Here is a 16,358-nt window from a genome sequence, read left to right on the forward strand (position 1 = left end):
AACATTCATTTTATCCTGTTATTTGTGGGCTAATAATTAGTAGGGAGTAAATAACTTCTACTGATTAAAGTTTCACTTTATAGTTTCACCGAAATAAACAGCTTTATTAAAAAATATGTTGTTGTATAACAAAAAACTGTTGACTGAATGCTCACTCATTATATAATGAAGGTAGGGGATAAAATTCAGAAAATTATATGTTTTTGAAGATTCTAAAAAAGAAAGAGGGCTTACAAAGAGAGGGGTAGCATAAAAATGAATAGCTTACTGATCATGAATTGGCTGGCTGCCATTGCTGTTATTGCTTATGCGGGATATTTGTTTGTGTATCTTATACGAACGAGGATGGCCTACATACAGTTAGGAAAAAAGATTGAATTTGACCGTCGTTTTAAAGAGCGTTGGGATCTCCTTAAGGTCAATGTTTTCGGTCAGAAAAAGCTGCTGAAAGATAAAAAGAGCGGCATTATTCACGTTATGTTCTTTTACGGATTTATTCTTGTCCAATTTGGAGCAATTGACTTCGTTTGGAAAGGACTCGCACCAGGATCACATCTTCCACTTGGACCACTATACCCTGCATTTACATTCTTCCAGGAAATTGTCACACTTGTTATTTTAATTGCAGTCTTTTGGGCTTTTCATCGACGTTATGTTGAGAAGCTAGTTCGTTTAAAACGTAATTTCAAATCAGGCCTTGTTCTTATCTTCATCGGTGGCTTAATGATTTCTGTGCTACTCGGTAATGGGATGGGAATTATATGGCATGGCGAGGAGCTTTCATGGAGTGAGCCAATCGCTTCTGCAATCGCTTACGTTTTCTCAGGGATAAATGAAACCGCAGCCATTTCTGTGTTCTATTTCTCTTGGTGGGTGCATTTACTAATTTTGTTAACGTTTTTAGTTTATGTTCCACAATCGAAACACGCGCATTTAATTGCGGGACCAGCTAACGTTTTCTTCGGCCGCCTTTCAAATCCAGGGAAACTTGAAAAGATTGACTTTGAAGATGAAACACAAGAAACATTTGGTGTTGGTAAAATCGAAGACTTTAGACAAAATCAGCTTATTGATTTATACGCTTGCGTAGAGTGTGGTCGTTGTACAAATATGTGTCCGGCAACAGGAACAGGGAAAATGTTATCGCCGATGGATTTGATTTTAAAACTTCGCGATCATTTAACTGATAAAGGAGCTGCAGTGACATCAAAAGCACCGTGGGTTCCGGTAGTTGCTTTTAATAATACACAAGGAAATCAGTTAGCGATGATGGCAGCGGGGAAAGGACAACAAGAATCTGCAGTCACAACACTCGCTTACGATCCGAGTTTAATTGGAGATGTTATTACAGAAGAAGAGATTTGGGCTTGTACAACGTGTCGTAACTGTGAAGATCAGTGTCCGGTTATGAATGAGCATGTTGATAAAATTATTGATTTACGCCGCTATCTCGTTTTAACAGAAGGAAAGATGGATGCGGAAGCGCAACGTGCGATGACAAACATCGAGCGTCAAGGGAATCCGTGGGGTCTAAACCGTAAAGAGCGTGAAACTTGGCGCCAAGGTGATGATGAAGTAACGGTTCCAACTGTAAAAGAAAAATCGAAAGCTGGCGAGGAGTTCGAATATTTATTCTGGGTTGGTTCAATGGGATCATATGATAATCGTAGTCAGAAGATTGCGATATCGTTTGCGAAGTTGATGAACGAAGCAGGCATTTCATTTGCAATACTCGGTAATAAGGAGAAGAACTCTGGAGATACACCGCGCCGCCTTGGAAATGAATTTGTCTTCCAAGAGATGGCGACAAAAAATATCGAGGAATTTGAAAAAGCAGGAGTGAAGAAAATCGTTACGATTGACCCTCATGCTTATAACACATTTAAAAATGAGTATCCGGACTTTGGCTTGCAAGCAGAAGTCTATCATCATACAGAACTGTTAGCTCAGTGGGTGAAAGAAGGACGCTTAAAACCGGTTCACGCTATTGAGGAAACAGTTACGTACCATGATTCCTGCTACTTAGGAAGATACAACGAAGTATACGAAGCGCCACGAGACATTTTGAAAGCGATTCCTGGTGTGAACCTTGTAGAAATGGCACGTAACCGTGAAACGGGAATGTGCTGTGGAGCAGGTGGTGGCTTAATGTGGATGGAGGAAACAACAGGTTCACGCATTAACGTTGCTCGTACAGAACAAGCATTAGCTGTACAGCCATCCATTATCGGTACAGGATGTCCTTATTGCTTAACGATGATTAGTGATGGGACGAAAGCGAAAGAAGTTGAAGAGAAAGTTCAAACTCTCGATGTAACAGAGATTTTAGAACGTTCAGTGATTGGACAGAAGAAAGAAGCAATCTAGTTTGTAGGAATGCATACAACTTTAGAAAGAGGTGCAATTATTGCACCTCTTCTCAACGTAGGAACACCGAGCGCACGCTCAGTGATAAAAAGAAATGGGGGAAAGAAACATGAGTAAAACAGTTATTTTAAGTGCTGCAAGAACACCGGTTGGGAAATTTGGAGGGTCTTTAAAAGATGTAAAAGCAACAGAACTTGGAGGGATTGCAATTAAAGCGGCGCTTGAAAGAGCAAATGTTTCTGCTAGTGATGTTGAGGAAGTTATATTCGGAACGGTTATTCAAGGTGGACAGGGACAAATTCCATCACGCCAAGCGGCGAGGGCTGCTGGAATCCCTTGGGAAGTGCAGACGGAAACAGTGAATAAAGTTTGTGCGTCGGGGCTTCGTGCGGTTACGTTAGCGGATCAAATTATTCGTACTGGCGATCAATCATTGATTGTAGCTGGTGGTATGGAGTCGATGAGTAACAGTCCTTACATTTTACGAGGAGCAAGATGGGGATACAGAATGGGCAACAACGAAGTCGTTGATTTAAACATTGCTGACGGTTTAACATGCGCATTTTCTGGTATACACATGGGTGTTTATGGCGGAGAAGTTGCGAAGGAAGATGGAATTTCTCGCGAAGCGCAAGATGAATGGGCATATCGTAGCCACCAACGTGCGGTTTCAGCACATAAAGAAGGGCGTTTTGAAGAGGAAATCGTGCCAGTAACGATTCCGCAAAGAAAAGGCGATCCTATTGTCGTTGCAAAGGATGAGGCGCCACGCGCGGATACAACAATTGAAAAGTTAGCAAAATTAAAACCTGTATTTGATAAAACAGCGACAGTGACAGCTGGTAATGCACCAGGCTTAAACGATGGTGGTGCTGCACTTGTATTAATGAGCGAAGACAGAGCGAAGCAAGAAGGAAGAAAGCCGTTAGCGACAATTTTGGCACATACAGCAATTGCAGTGGAGTCTAAAGATTTCCCGAGAACGCCAGGTTATGCAATTAACGCATTGCTTGAAAAAACAGGCAAGACAATTGAAGACATCGATTTATTCGAGATTAATGAAGCATTTGCAGCGGTAGCAATTGCAAGTACAGAGATTGCGGGAATTGATCCAGAAAAATTGAATGTAAATGGCGGCGCAGTGGCGATGGGGCATCCGATTGGAGCAAGCGGAGCGCGCATTATCGTTACACTAATCCATGCACTGAAGCAACGCGGCGGCGGAATTGGAATTACTTCGATTTGTAGCGGTGGTGGTCAAGGTGATGCAGTGATGATTGAAGTTCACTAATTAAGATTAGACGGTATATAGTTTATTGAAAATTAAGGGGGAAGAAGAAATGAGTGTACAAAAAATTGTTGTAATTGGTGCAGGACAAATGGGATCAGGAATTGCACAAGTATGTGCAATGGCAGGATACGATGTGAAGGTTCAAGATTTAAAACAGGAGCAATTAGATAGAGGATTGGCTATTATTACGAAAAACTTAGCACGCCAAGTAGAAAAGGGGCGCATGAAGGAAGAAGAAAAGGAAGCGACATTAAACCGTCTTGCAGTAACGCTTGATTTAGATTGTGTGAAGGAAGCGGATCTTATTATCGAAGCAGCTGTCGAGAAAATGGATATTAAAAAGAAAATCTTTGCGAATTTAGATGAAATTGCTCCAGAACACGCAATTTTAGCGACAAATACGTCATCTTTGCCAATTACAGAAATTGCCGCGGTAACGAAACGTCCGGAAAAAGTAATCGGTATGCACTTTATGAATCCGGTTCCGGTTATGAAACTTGTTGAAATTATTCGTGGTTTGGCTACAGATGATGCGGTATACGAAACAATTGAGGATATTACGAAGAAAATTGGCAAAGTACCAGTTGAAGTAAATGATTTCCCAGGATTTGTATCGAACCGTATTTTATTACCGATGATTAACGAAGCAATCTATACGTTATATGAAGGGGTAGCGACGAAAGAAGCAATTGATGAAGTAATGAAACTTGGTATGAATCACCCGATGGGCCCTTTAACGCTCGCTGATTTTATCGGTTTAGACACATGTTTATACATTATGGAAGTGTTGCATGAAGGTTTAGGTGATAGTAAATATCGCCCATGTCCATTGCTACGTAAGTACGTAAATGCAGGATGGTTAGGACGTAAAACAGGTCGTGGTTTCTACGTTTACGAATAAATCCCCCTTTGTTACAAAATAGTGGTCTTACCAAATTGTTAAAAGGTTATATAGCAAATGGAGGCGGAGTATATGAACTTTCGTTTTAATGAAGAGCAGCAAATGATGAGGAAAATGGTTCGAGATTTTGCACAGAAGGAAATTGCTCCCTTTGTTCCTAGTATGGAACAAGGGGTGTTCCCAAAAGAGATTTTGCAGAAGATGGGTGAGCTTGGATTAATGGGAATTCCAGCGCCTGCAAAATACGGTGGTGCAGAAATGGATTTTATTTCTTACATTTTAGCAATTGAAGAAATTTCAAAGGTAAGCGCAACAGTTGGTGTAATTTTAGCTGTGCATACGTCAGTTGGAATGAACCCGATTTTATATTTCGGAACAGAAGAACAGAAAGAGAAATACGTTTCTAAACTTGCGACTGGTGAATATTTAGGTGCATTTGCATTAACAGAACCAAATGCAGGATCGGATGCAGGAAGTTTGAAATCAAGAGCTGTGAAGAAAGGCGATCATTACATTATTAATGGATCGAAGGTGTTCATTACAAATGGTGGTGAAGCAAGTACATATATTGTATTCGCTTCTACAAATCCAGAGGCAGGAAAGAGTGGGATTTCTGCATTCATAGTAGAGAAAGATACACCAGGCTTAATCATCGGTAAAGATGAGCATAAAATGGGACTGCTCGGTTCTCGCACTGTACAACTTACGTTCGAGGATATGAAGGTACCGGCTGAGAATTTACTTGGTGAAGAAGGACAAGGATTTAAAGTAGCGATGGCGAATTTAGATGTTGGGCGAATTGGAATTGGGGCGCAAGCATTAGGGATTGCTGAAGCGGCGCTTGCATGTGCGATTGATTATGCGAAAGAACGTGAGCAATTCGGAAAGCCAATTGCGGCGCAGCAAGGGATTGGCTTCAAACTTGCAGATATGGCAACTAGCGTAGAAGCGGCGCGATTACTTGTATATAGGGCGGCATCGCTAAGAGCGCAAGGATTACCATGTGGTAAAGAAGCATCTATTGCGAAATTATTCGCTTCTAAAACAGCTGTTGAAGTTGCGATTGAAGCAGTGCAAGTATTTGGTGGTTACGGTTATACGAAAGATTATCCAGTAGAAAGATTTTTCCGTGATGCGAAAATCACGCAAATATATGAAGGAACGAGTGAAATACAGAAACTTGTTATTAGCCGGGCTTTATAAAAGCATAAGGGGGAGACGGGCATGCATTTTAAACTATCAGAAGAACATGAAATGATAAGAAAAATGGTTCGGGACTTTGCTAAGAACGAAGTAGCACCGACAGCAGCTGAACGTGATGAAGAAGAGAGGTTTGATCGTGCGCTATTTGATCAAATGGCAGAGCTTGGTTTAACCGGAATTCCGTGGCCTGAAGAATACGGCGGAATTGGAAGCGATTACTTGGCGTATGTAATTGCTATTGAAGAATTATCACGCGTATGTGCTTCTACAGGTGTAACATTGTCTGCACATACTTCACTTGCTGGTTGGCCAATTTTTAAATTTGGAACAGAAGAGCAAAAGCAAACATTTTTACGACCGATGGCTGAAGGAAAGAAAATTGGTGCATACGGCTTAACGGAGCCAGGATCTGGATCGGATGCTGGTGGAATGAAGACGATCGCCAAAAGAGATGGAGACCATTATGTATTAAATGGATCAAAAATATTTATCACTAATGGTGGTATTGCTGATATTTATGTTGTTTTCGCATTAACTGATCCTGAATCGAAGCAGCGTGGCACGAGTGCATTTATAGTGGAAAGTGATACACCAGGATTTTCAGTTGGGAAGAAGGAGAGTAAATTAGGGATTCGCTCTTCACCAACAACTGAAATTATGTTCGAAGATTGCCGTATTCCTGTAGAGAATTTACTAGGGGAAGAAGGACAAGGGTTTAAGATAGCGATGCAAACATTAGATGGTGGCCGTAACGGTATTGCGGCGCAAGCGGTTGGTATTGCACAAGGGGCTTTAGATGCTTCCGTAGAATATGCAAGAGAGCGTCATCAGTTTGGGAAGCCGATTGCGGTGCAGCAAGGGATTGGCTTTAAACTTGCAGATATGGCAACGGATGTGGAGGCGGCGCGTCTTCTAACATATCAAGCAGCTTGGCTGGAATCGGAAGGACTTCCTTATGGGAAAGAGTCGGCGATGTCAAAAGTATTTGCAGGCGATGCCGCGATGAAGGTGACGACTGAAGCGGTACAAGTATTTGGTGGTTACGGTTATACGAAAGATTATCCGGTAGAGCGATATATGCGAGATGCAAAGATTACACAGATATATGAAGGAACACAAGAGATTCAAAGGCTCGTAATTTCTCGTATGTTAACGAAGTAGGATCAAAGGCGTAGGTATTTTCCTACGCTTTTTCCTTCCAAAAAATAATAGAGAGGTGAAGGGGATGGTTAAACATAATGTGCATGCATCAGTGAAAGATGAAAAATTAGTCGCGTTAAGGCGTGAACAAATGATTAAAGGTGCAGTGCAACTGTTTAAACAAAAAGGATTTCCGCGTACAACAACGAGAGAGATTGCAAAGGCAGCTGGATTTAGTATTGGAACGCTTTATGAATACATTCGTACAAAAGATGATGTTTTGTATTTAGTTTGTGATAGTATTTATGAACATGTAAAAGAAAGATTAGAGGAAGTAGTTTGTACGGAAAAAGGAAGTGTAGAAAGTTTAAAGATAGCAATAACGAATTATTTTAAAGTGATGGACGAATTGCAGGAAGAAGTATTAATAATGTATCAAGAGGTACGCTTCTTACCGAAAGAATCACTCCCGTACGTATTAGAAAAGGAGTTTCAAATGGTAGGAATGTTTGAGAATATTTTAGAACAGTGTACGGAAAACGGAACATTTACATTAAATAAAAAAGAAATACAGCTTCTTGCGCATAATATTTTTATACAAGGACAGATGTGGGGATTTCGACGTTGGGCGCTGCAAAAGCTATATACGCTCGAAGAATATACAGACATGCAAATTAGGTATGTATTACAAGGGGCCCATATGCTTCCGAAATAAGGAATGTATACTACCCTATAAAAGTTTCCCGTTTTTTTTGTAGCATATTTGTGTGACTTTTGTTTATAATGAATAGTATGGATTTTTTTAAGCAGGCCGTTATATATAAGGTTATATTTGATGAAAGGAAGTGCCGCATAAGTGGATTTTAAGCAATATTCACCAGAAGAGCTAAAAGAATGTTCAATGATTGAAGTTGTACATAGCGTTTTAGGGGATAAAAAACAAGCAACGACATTCAACGAGTTGGTTCAAGAAATCGCTCAAGTGCTGGGACTATCTCAAGAGCAAGTTAATGCGAAAATCGCACAATTTTATACAGACTTAAACATCGATGGACGTTTCATTAATTTAGGAGAAAATCGTTGGGGGCTACGCAGCTGGTACCCATACGAGCAAATTGATGAAGAAATCTTGCCTCAACCAAAACCGAAGAAGAAACGTAAAGTTGAAGAAGACGGTTTTGACGACTACATTGACGAAGATGAAGATGACTTTGATGATGTAGATGGAAATGAAGACGAAGATGATGATGTAGAAGATTTGGACAAGGTTCTTGAAGACGAAGACGGAGACGACGATGATCTTGATGATTTAGACGAAGATGAAGATGACTTCGCTGAAGAAGAACTTGAGTATGATGAAACTGAAGAAGAAGAAGAGGAAGAACTGTAGTTCTTGACTTTTCATTATCGTCCATGTAGAATCATTTTTGGGCTCTTTAAAAAAGGACGATAATACTTTTAAAGTGTAAATATAAAAGAAAATTGCTCCCTACTTATTACTTTATGTGATGAGGGGAGCAATTTTCTTTTTTGTTTTTTGTTTAGAAAATAAAAAGAGTCTAACAATAAGATGGATACAGTGTTATCTACATACGTTGCGCTTTGCAACGGTGATTATATAACAGCAAAATAGAAGGGAGCTTTTTCATGACTAAGTATATTTTTGTAACAGGCGGTGTAGTATCGTCTCTAGGAAAAGGTATTACAGCAGCATCTCTTGGAAGACTTTTAAAAAATCGTGGTTTAAACGTAACGATTCAAAAGTTTGATCCATACATTAACGTAGACCCAGGGACTATGAGCCCATACCAACACGGTGAGGTATTCGTAACAGATGATGGTGCAGAAACTGACTTAGACCTTGGTCACTATGAGCGTTTCATCGACATCAATTTAAATAAATACAGCAACGTAACAACAGGTAAAATTTACTCTTCAGTTCTTCAAAAAGAGCGTCGTGGTGAATACCTAGGAGGAACAGTTCAAGTTATTCCTCACATTACTAACGAAATTAAAGAGCGCGTATACCGTTCTGGTCGCGAAACAAACGCGGACGTTGTTATTACAGAAATCGGTGGAACTGTTGGTGACATTGAGTCTCTACCATTCTTAGAAGCAATCCGTCAAATTAAGAGCGACATCGGTCGTGACAATGTAATGTACATTCACTGTACGTTAATCCCGTACTTAAAAGCAGCGGGTGAAATGAAAACAAAACCAACGCAACATAGCGTTAAAGAGCTTCGCAGTTTAGGTATTCAACCAAATATTATCGTTGTTCGTACAGAAATGCCTGTTTCTCAAGATATGAAAGACAAGCTTGCATTATTCTGTGACATTGATACAAAAGCAGTTATTGAAGCACGCGATGCAGATACTTTATATGCAGTTCCATTATCTCTTCAAGAGCAAAATATGGACCAAATCGTTTGCGATCACTTAAAATTAGACAATCCAGCTGCAGATATGACAGAGTGGACTGCGCTAGTTGAAAAAGTGCGTAACCTTTCTAAGAAAACAAAAATCGCTCTTGTTGGTAAGTACGTAGAGCTTCAAGATGCATACATTTCTGTTGTAGAAGCACTTCGTCATGCAGGTTACTCTTTCGACACAGATGTAGAAGTGAAATGGGTAAATGCTGAGCACGTAACAGCAGAGAACGTACAAGAATTAGTAGGAGATACAGATGGTATCCTTGTACCAGGTGGCTTCGGTGATCGTGGTGTAGAAGGTAAAATCGTTGCAATTCAATATGCTCGTGAAAACAAAGTTCCATTCCTAGGAATTTGCTTAGGTATGCAACTTGCATCAATCGAATTCGCACGTAACGTATTAGGATTAGAAGGAGCTAACTCTTCTGAAATCAATCCTGACACACCTTATGCAATCATCGACTTATTACCAGAACAAAAAGATGTAGAAGACTTAGGTGGTACACTTCGTCTTGGTCTATACCCATGTAAGCTTGCTGAAGAAACAAATGCTTACAACGCTTACAATGAGCCGGTTGTATATGAGCGTCATCGTCATCGTTATGAGTTCAACAATCAATTCCGTCCGGATATGGAAAAAGCAGGATTTGTATTCTCTGGTACAAGCCCAGACGGCCGTTTAGTTGAAATCGTTGAATTGAAAGATCACCCTTGGTTCGTAGCAGCACAGTTCCACCCAGAACTTGTTTCTCGTCCAAACCGTCCACAACCATTGTTCCATGACTTCGTAAGAGCGTCTATTACGAATAAAGAGAGCAAGTAATAAAAAATAAAGCCGGCACTTTTAAAGTGCCGGCTTTATTTTTTGTAATGTTGATTTAAGATGCTGCAAGGTGTTGACAAAGTTCCTCATAAGCAACATTGATTTTTTTCATTTTTTCCTCTGATCCATTTCCTGTATCAGGGTGATATTTCTTGGCTAAAGTTCTATACTGTTTTTTAATAATATTCATATCTCTTGTATCTGTAGGTAATTCTAGAATTTCAAGAAGTATAGAAACTCTAGAATCATTATTCTCAGAGGTAATCCAGTCCATGTGAGTTTCGATTGTTTCTTCAGCAATCACAAATATCTCTCTAAATTTATCAACGAATAGGGGGCCATCATATTTGTTAGAGACAAATATGTTTTGATTTTCGAACTTTGCTATAATACCTCGTTTAATCATCATATTGAAAATAAGAAGGTCTCTCATGAAAATATAGACCTCTATTTTTAATTGTTCATTGAAGTTTGCATCTGATATTTCAGCATACATATGACTAAATGTGTGCACAACACTGATGATGTTGAAATTGGAATTATTTTGATTGAGAAAATTTCCATTTTTATCTACAACAGAGAATGGTTTTCCGTTTATATGAAAAAAGATAGGAACGATACGACGGTCATTTACTTGCTTGAGTTGGATTTCAATATTACCAGTAGAGTTTCGAAGTTGGAGAATACCTTCCTCGTATCCATACAGTAACCCTTGCTCCCCGAAATTAAAGGAGAAGACAGGACCTTTAGCGTAAACATCCCTATCTTCTATATAAAATCCTTCTATAAATTGTCCATCAGGATGGTACCATGAGCCAGATGAATCGTTACGGTTTACTTGGGTACTTCCCCCAGAATCAGAACTAAAACACTTATAAGCAATATAAATTACTATTAAAAATAAAATAAACCCCAATATATTCTCCTTCTTTCTAAGAAATGTAAAATCAAATTCTATTTTATATCATTAAAATGGAATCTTCCAATATAATTTAGGTACAGGAAAAAAGGAATATTAGTAAAAGGGGCGTATTGGTTCATAATAAAATAGAGATTTATAAAAGGACCTAAATTTTAGGTCCTTTTAACGTAAGTTATTCATAATCCTCAATTATTTCATCGATTGTAAATTTGATTCCGTGATATGCAAATAAAGCTATCATTAAGCTTGGGAATCCGTAGCGATTACCTTCATCGTCTGGAATAAGCCCTTTTAACAATTTCGTATCAATATGTACATCTGTATATTGTTCTAGTGATTCATTGCCTTCTTGAATAGCAGAAATGCCGACAATAGAGTGTCCATCTGCTTGAAGTTTTTTTGCTATTGCTACAACTTCTTCATCTGTTGAAAAGCGGCTAATAAGAAGTACACGACCTGCAGAAGTTACTTCTACTTCCTTACCATTTTCAAATAGTCGTTTTGCTTGCTTCATTGGTTCAGCACCGAATAGCGCTTCAGCAACAACGCCCTCCATTTCATTTGTACCATGTAAATAAATGAAACCTTCGCCAACTAATGCTTGAGCAAGTAGACGTGCGCTATCTTCTATATTCATTTCCTCTTTTTGAGAAACTCTGGAGAAATAACCGCTTAATTGGGTTGAAAAAATTTTTAACATAATGTTACTCCCTTCGTACGTGTTTACCGGCTTTCATTATAGTTTATTTTTTTAGAAAGGTGAAATCGAAGGTGGCATAACAAAATGGAAAACGGTAAAATAAGAAAGAAATAGGAAGGAATTTGGTAAAGAATAGCGAAAATTAATCGTTAAGATATAAGAAGCTTTAAATCTTGTACTTACACAGAAAGGTTGGGAGTTATGGAAGGGAAAATTTTAATCGTTGATGATCAATATGGCATTCGTGTGTTATTACATGAAGTGTTCCAAAAAGAAGGTTATCAGACATTCCAAGCAGCGAATGGATTTCAAGCTTTAGATATCGTGAAAAAAGATAATCCAGATTTAGTTGTGTTAGATATGAAAATTCCAGGTATGGATGGTATAGAGATTTTAAAGCATGTAAAAGAAATTGATGAGAGTATTAAAGTGATTTTAATGACTGCTTATGGAGAGCTTGATATGATCCAAGAAGCAAAAGATTTAGGTGCTTTAATGCATTTTGCTAAACCATTTGATATTGATGAAATTCGTCAAGCGGTGAGAAATGAGCTCGCTGTAGAGGCTTAAAAATGAATTTTTTATAAAAAATATGGAAAAAAGCGTTTACATGGACTATTGTGCAGGTGAATACGGTTGAGTTTTTGAGTACAAGTTGTTATCCTATTGAGTGTAGAAAAAAGTCCGGTATGTAGATATACATATTTTACCTTATTCTGGTCATACTACCAGCGATAAGAACTTATCGGATACAAAAAACGTTTTTTAGGAGGATTCACCATGCCTTTAGTTTCTATGAAAGAAATGCTAAACAAAGCACTAGAAGGAAAATACGCAGTTGGTCAATTCAACATGAACAACTTAGAGTGGACTCAAGCTATCTTAGCTGCTGCGGAAGAAGAAAAATCTCCTGTAATCCTAGGTGTATCTGAGGGTGCAGCTCGTCATATGACTGGTTTCAAAACAGTTGTAGCTATGGTTAAAGCTTTAATCGAAGAAATGAACATCACTGTTCCTGTAGCGATTCACCTTGACCATGGTTCAAGCTTCGAAAAATGTAAAGAAGCAATCGATGCAGGTTTCACATCTGTAATGATCGACGCTTCTCACCACCCATTCGAAGAAAACGTAGAAACTACTAAAAAAGTAGTAGAATACGCACACGCTCGTAACGTATCTGTTGAAGCTGAGCTTGGAACAGTTGGCGGACAAGAAGACGACGTAATCGCTGAAGGCGTAATTTACGCTGACCCAGCTGAGTGTAAGCACCTTGTTGAAGCAACAGGTATCGATTGCCTAGCTCCAGCTTTAGGTTCTGTACACGGTCCTTACAAAGGTGAGCCTAACTTAGGATTCGCTGAAATGGAACAAGTTCGTGACTTCACTGGCGTACCTTTAGTATTACACGGTGGTACTGGTATCCCAACTGCTGATATCGAAAAAGCTATCTCTTTAGGTACTTCAAAAATCAACGTAAACACTGAGAACCAAATCGAGTTTACAAAAGCTGTTCGTGAAGTATTAAACAAAGACCAAGAAGTTTACGATCCTCGTAAATTTATCGGACCTGGCCGCGACGCTATCAAAGCAACTGTTATTGGTAAAATTCGCGAATTCGGTTCTAACGGTAAAGCGTAAGAATAAAATTCCGTTTTGGAAACCGTCTACTCTTTTAGACGGTTTCCTTTCGTTGTATAATGAAAGCGTGAACAAGTCTAAAGATTTTATCATTTTGTTTTTGAAATAGAAAATAATGTGCATAGTCCTATTAATAAATGTGATAACGTATCTAAATTGATAAAGTAAATTCGATAAATAGTTAATCTTTATCTTTTTGTATTACAGGAGAAATGAAGATAATGGTTTCCTATTTATTGAGTTTTGGGATGGAAAAGTAATTGAGATTCTTAAGGGGAGCTTTCTATAAAAATATAGAAAGTAAATACATTCACAAGAAGGGAGCTCAATATGGAAAAATTGCTAATTGAAGGCGGAAGAGCTTTAAATGGAACAATTCGCGTGAGTGGTGCAAAGAACAGCGCCGTTGCACTAATTCCAGCGACAATTTTAGCAGATACTCCAGTAACTATTGGTGGTGTCCCTAATATTTCGGACGTGAAAATGTTAGGAGACTTACTAGAGGAAATTGGAGGGAGAGTGACTTATGGACAGGAGGAAGAGATGGTAGTCGATCCTTCTAACATGGTTGCAATGCCTTTACCAAATGGAAAAGTGAAAAAATTGCGTGCTTCTTATTATTTAATGGGTGCGATGCTTGGCCGTTTTAAAAAAGCTGTTATTGGGCTTCCAGGTGGATGTCACTTAGGACCGAGGCCGATTGATCAGCACATTAAAGGGTTTGAAGCGTTAGGTGCACATGTTACGAATGAACAAGGTGCTATCTATTTAAGAGCAGATGAACTACGAGGGGCACGTATTTATTTAGATGTTGTTAGTGTAGGAGCTACGATTAATATTATGTTAGCAGCTGTACGAGCGAAAGGTAGAACTGTTATTGAAAACGCAGCGAAAGAACCAGAGATTATTGATGTAGCTACACTGTTAACTAGCATGGGAGCACGTATTAAAGGTGCTGGTACAGATGTAATCCGAATTGATGGTGTGGATTCACTGCACGGTTGTCATCATACGATCATTCCAGATCGTATTGAAGCGGGTACGTATATGATTTTAGGTGCTGCGTCAGGAGGAGAAGTAACAGTTGATAATGTTATTCCTCAGCATTTGGAGTCAGTTACCGCAAAATTAAGAGAAGCTGGTGTCCAAGTTGAAACGAATGATGACCAAATTACAGTGAACGGTGATAGGAGATTAAAAGTCGTTGATATAAAAACGCTTGTATATCCAGGTTTCCCAACAGATTTACAACAGCCGTTTACAACGCTTTTAACAAAGGCGCATGGAACGGGTGTTGTAACGGATACGATTTATGGCGCACGTTTTAAACATATTGATGAATTACGTCGTATGAATGCGCAAATTAAAGTAGAAGGTCGGTCAGCTATCGTAACTGGTCCTGTTTTATTACAAGGTGCAAAAGTGAAAGCGAGTGATTTGCGAGCTGGAGCAGCCCTTGTTATTGCAGGATTGATGGCGGATGGAATTACAGAAGTAACCGGACTTGAGCATATTGATCGTGGCTATGAAAATATAGTAGACAAGCTTAAAGGGCTTGGTGCAAACATTTGGCGAGAACAAATGACAAAGCAAGAAATTGAAGAAATGAAGAACGCATAAGTGATACTTCCGCGAGGGGGAAGCGAAGCATCACTACTTGCGGAAGTACACTTTATAGAAAAACACGGTTCACAAAATACGGCAGAAATATAAAGGCTTAAAGGAGAGGGATTATCGTGGAAAGAAGTTTATCTATGGAGTTAGTACGTGTAACAGAGGCTGCAGCTTTATCATCAGCGCGTTGGATGGGACGCGGGAAAAAGGATGAGGCAGACGGTGCAGCAACATCAGCTATGCGTGATGTATTTGATACAATTCCGATGAAAGGTACAGTTGTAATTGGTGAAGGTGAAATGGATGAAGCACCAATGCTATATATCGGAGAAAAATTAGGTACAGGATATGGTCCGCGTGTAGACGTTGCAGTTGATCCTTTAGAAGGGACAAACATTGTAGCAGCTGGTGGATGGAATGCTCTTGCTGTTATTGCAATTGCAGATCATGGTAATTTGTTACATGCTCCTGACATGTACATGGATAAAATCGCGGTTGGCCCAGAAGCGGTTGGGGCGGTCGATATTGATGCGCCTATTATCGATAACTTACGTGCAGTTGCGAAAGCGAAAAACAAAGATATTGAAGATGTTGTAGCGACAGTTTTAAACCGTCCACGTCATCAAGCAATTATTGAAGAAATTCGTAAAGCTGGTGCTCGCATTAAATTGATTAATGATGGAGACGTAGCTGGCGCAATCAACACAGCATTTGATCGTACAGGTGTAGATATTTTATTCGGCTCTGGTGGTGCGCCTGAGGGTGTGTTAGCGGCAGTTGCATTAAAATGTTTAGGTGGAGAAATTCACGGGAAATTATTACCACAAAACGAAGCTGAATTGGCGCGTTGCAAAAAGATGGGCATAGACGACATCAACCGCATCCTTCGCATGGAGGACTTAGTAAAAGGTGACGATGCAATCTTCGCAGCAACAGGTGTAACAGACGGAGAACTATTACGCGGCGTTCAATTTAAAGGTAGCGTAGGAACAACACAATCCCTTGTTATGCGCGCAAAATCAGGCACAGTACGCTTCGTAGACGGACGTCACAGCTTAAATAAAAAACCGAACTTGGTTATTAAATAAAAAGTGGAAGCGGCTCGCTCAGAATGGGAGGGGGAAGAAGTGAAGCCACCGACCATTCTAGCTGATGAAACTAGATTAAATAAAAAGCGAAGACAAATTTTCTTGTCTTCGCTTCTTGTATTTGTGTTTCAACGTATTGATTAAAACTAGATAAAAGGGTTACAATAGTGAATATTACCCTACTTGAACTTATTGCCTTTCATTATTAATTATTTGCCTTCCGTATTTTTTCCCTTTAC

Annotated in this window: 13 protein-coding genes and 1 pseudogene; 12 read left to right on the forward strand and 2 right to left on the reverse strand. The window is 39.3% G+C overall.

Annotated features, from left to right (window positions below):
• Window positions 1-255 precede the first annotated feature (255 nt).
• From PDQ68_RS21060 to pyrG, 8 genes and pseudogenes are all read left to right on the forward strand, one after another.
• Window positions 256-2,367, forward strand: coding sequence for a (Fe-S)-binding protein (locus PDQ68_RS21060; RefSeq protein WP_016719011.1), 2,112 nt, complete (start codon window positions 256-258; stop codon window positions 2,365-2,367).
• A 9-nt stretch (window positions 2,368-2,376) separates the two neighbouring features.
• Window positions 2,377-3,658, forward strand: a pseudogene (locus tag PDQ68_RS21065) (acetyl-CoA C-acetyltransferase).
• Window positions 3,659-3,707: 49 nt separating this feature from the next.
• Window positions 3,708-4,559 (forward strand): 3-hydroxybutyryl-CoA dehydrogenase, encoded by an 852-nt coding sequence (locus tag PDQ68_RS21070; RefSeq protein ID WP_000116031.1) that lies wholly within the window; start codon window positions 3,708-3,710, stop codon window positions 4,557-4,559.
• A 72-nt stretch (window positions 4,560-4,631) separates the two neighbouring features.
• A complete protein-coding gene (locus tag PDQ68_RS21075) occupies window positions 4,632-5,762 on the forward strand; it encodes an acyl-CoA dehydrogenase (protein WP_001011168.1) in 1,131 nt (376 codons plus the stop codon).
• Between the two features lie 21 nt (window positions 5,763-5,783).
• Entirely contained in the window at window positions 5,784-6,923 is a 1,140-nt protein-coding gene (gene acdA, locus PDQ68_RS21080) for an acyl-CoA dehydrogenase AcdA (protein WP_000545534.1), read from the forward strand.
• Window positions 6,924-6,987: 64 nt separating this feature from the next.
• The gene (locus PDQ68_RS21085; RefSeq protein ID WP_000238604.1) at window positions 6,988-7,617 is read left to right on the forward strand and encodes a TetR/AcrR family transcriptional regulator; all 630 of its coding nucleotides are present in this window, start codon (window positions 6,988-6,990) and stop codon (window positions 7,615-7,617) included.
• A 141-nt stretch (window positions 7,618-7,758) separates the two neighbouring features.
• On the forward strand, window positions 7,759-8,292 hold the full coding sequence (gene rpoE, locus PDQ68_RS21090; RefSeq protein ID WP_000346275.1) for a DNA-directed RNA polymerase subunit delta: 534 nt from the start codon (window positions 7,759-7,761) through the stop codon (window positions 8,290-8,292).
• Window positions 8,293-8,549: 257 nt separating this feature from the next.
• Complete coding sequence (gene pyrG / locus PDQ68_RS21095) at window positions 8,550-10,157, forward strand: CTP synthase (RefSeq protein ID WP_000170453.1); 1,608 nt, start codon at window positions 8,550-8,552, stop codon at window positions 10,155-10,157.
• 55 nt (window positions 10,158-10,212) lie between these two features.
• Here pyrG and PDQ68_RS21100 read toward each other — a convergent pair whose 3' ends face one another.
• Both PDQ68_RS21100 and PDQ68_RS21105 read right to left on the reverse strand, forming a co-directional pair.
• Entirely contained in the window at window positions 10,213-11,073 is an 861-nt protein-coding gene (locus PDQ68_RS21100) for a J domain-containing protein (RefSeq protein ID WP_061184178.1), read from the reverse strand.
• A 178-nt stretch (window positions 11,074-11,251) separates the two neighbouring features.
• A complete protein-coding gene (locus tag PDQ68_RS21105; protein WP_061184179.1) occupies window positions 11,252-11,779 on the reverse strand; it encodes a DUF2529 domain-containing protein in 528 nt (175 codons plus the stop codon).
• 201 nt (window positions 11,780-11,980) lie between these two features.
• Here PDQ68_RS21105 and spo0F point away from each other — a divergent pair, with 201 nt between their 5' ends.
• The 4 genes from spo0F to glpX all read left to right on the forward strand — a co-directional run bounded on the left by spo0F (window position 11,981) and on the right by glpX (window position 16,119).
• Entirely contained in the window at window positions 11,981-12,349 is a 369-nt protein-coding gene (gene spo0F / locus PDQ68_RS21110; RefSeq protein WP_000398594.1) for a sporulation initiation phosphotransferase Spo0F, read from the forward strand.
• A 210-nt stretch (window positions 12,350-12,559) separates the two neighbouring features.
• Complete coding sequence (locus PDQ68_RS21115; protein ID WP_001131850.1) at window positions 12,560-13,417, forward strand: class II fructose-bisphosphate aldolase; 858 nt, start codon at window positions 12,560-12,562, stop codon at window positions 13,415-13,417.
• A 330-nt stretch (window positions 13,418-13,747) separates the two neighbouring features.
• Window positions 13,748-15,037, forward strand: a complete 1,290-nt coding sequence (gene murA / locus PDQ68_RS21120) for a UDP-N-acetylglucosamine 1-carboxyvinyltransferase (RefSeq protein ID WP_000413260.1) — start codon at window positions 13,748-13,750, stop codon at window positions 15,035-15,037.
• A 116-nt stretch (window positions 15,038-15,153) separates the two neighbouring features.
• Entirely contained in the window at window positions 15,154-16,119 is a 966-nt protein-coding gene (gene glpX, locus PDQ68_RS21125; RefSeq protein ID WP_000442334.1) for a class II fructose-bisphosphatase, read from the forward strand.
• Window positions 16,120-16,358: the final 239 nt, after the last annotated feature.

The sequence above is a fragment of the Bacillus cereus group sp. Bc010 genome (genome assembly GCF_027716745.1).
GTDB classification, from domain to species: domain Bacteria; phylum Bacillota; class Bacilli; order Bacillales; family Bacillaceae_G; genus Bacillus_A; species Bacillus_A pacificus.

Coding starts and splice junctions, on each gene's coding strand:
- PDQ68_RS21085 (WP_000238604.1), top strand. CDS start 6,988: ATGGTTAAACATAATGTGCATGCATCAGTGAAAGATGAAAAATTAGTC.
- PDQ68_RS21115 (WP_001131850.1), top strand. CDS start 12,560: ATGCCTTTAGTTTCTATGAAAGAAATGCTAAACAAAGCACTAGAAGGA.
- PDQ68_RS21060 (WP_016719011.1), top strand. CDS start 256: ATGAATAGCTTACTGATCATGAATTGGCTGGCTGCCATTGCTGTTATT.
- spo0F (WP_000398594.1), top strand. CDS start 11,981: ATGGAAGGGAAAATTTTAATCGTTGATGATCAATATGGCATTCGTGTG.
- PDQ68_RS21105 (WP_061184179.1), bottom strand. CDS start 11,779: ATGTTAAAAATTTTTTCAACCCAATTAAGCGGTTATTTCTCCAGAGTT.
- PDQ68_RS21070 (WP_000116031.1), top strand. CDS start 3,708: ATGAGTGTACAAAAAATTGTTGTAATTGGTGCAGGACAAATGGGATCA.
- pyrG (WP_000170453.1), top strand. CDS start 8,550: ATGACTAAGTATATTTTTGTAACAGGCGGTGTAGTATCGTCTCTAGGA.
- PDQ68_RS21075 (WP_001011168.1), top strand. CDS start 4,632: ATGAACTTTCGTTTTAATGAAGAGCAGCAAATGATGAGGAAAATGGTT.
- acdA (WP_000545534.1), top strand. CDS start 5,784: ATGCATTTTAAACTATCAGAAGAACATGAAATGATAAGAAAAATGGTT.
- murA (WP_000413260.1), top strand. CDS start 13,748: ATGGAAAAATTGCTAATTGAAGGCGGAAGAGCTTTAAATGGAACAATT.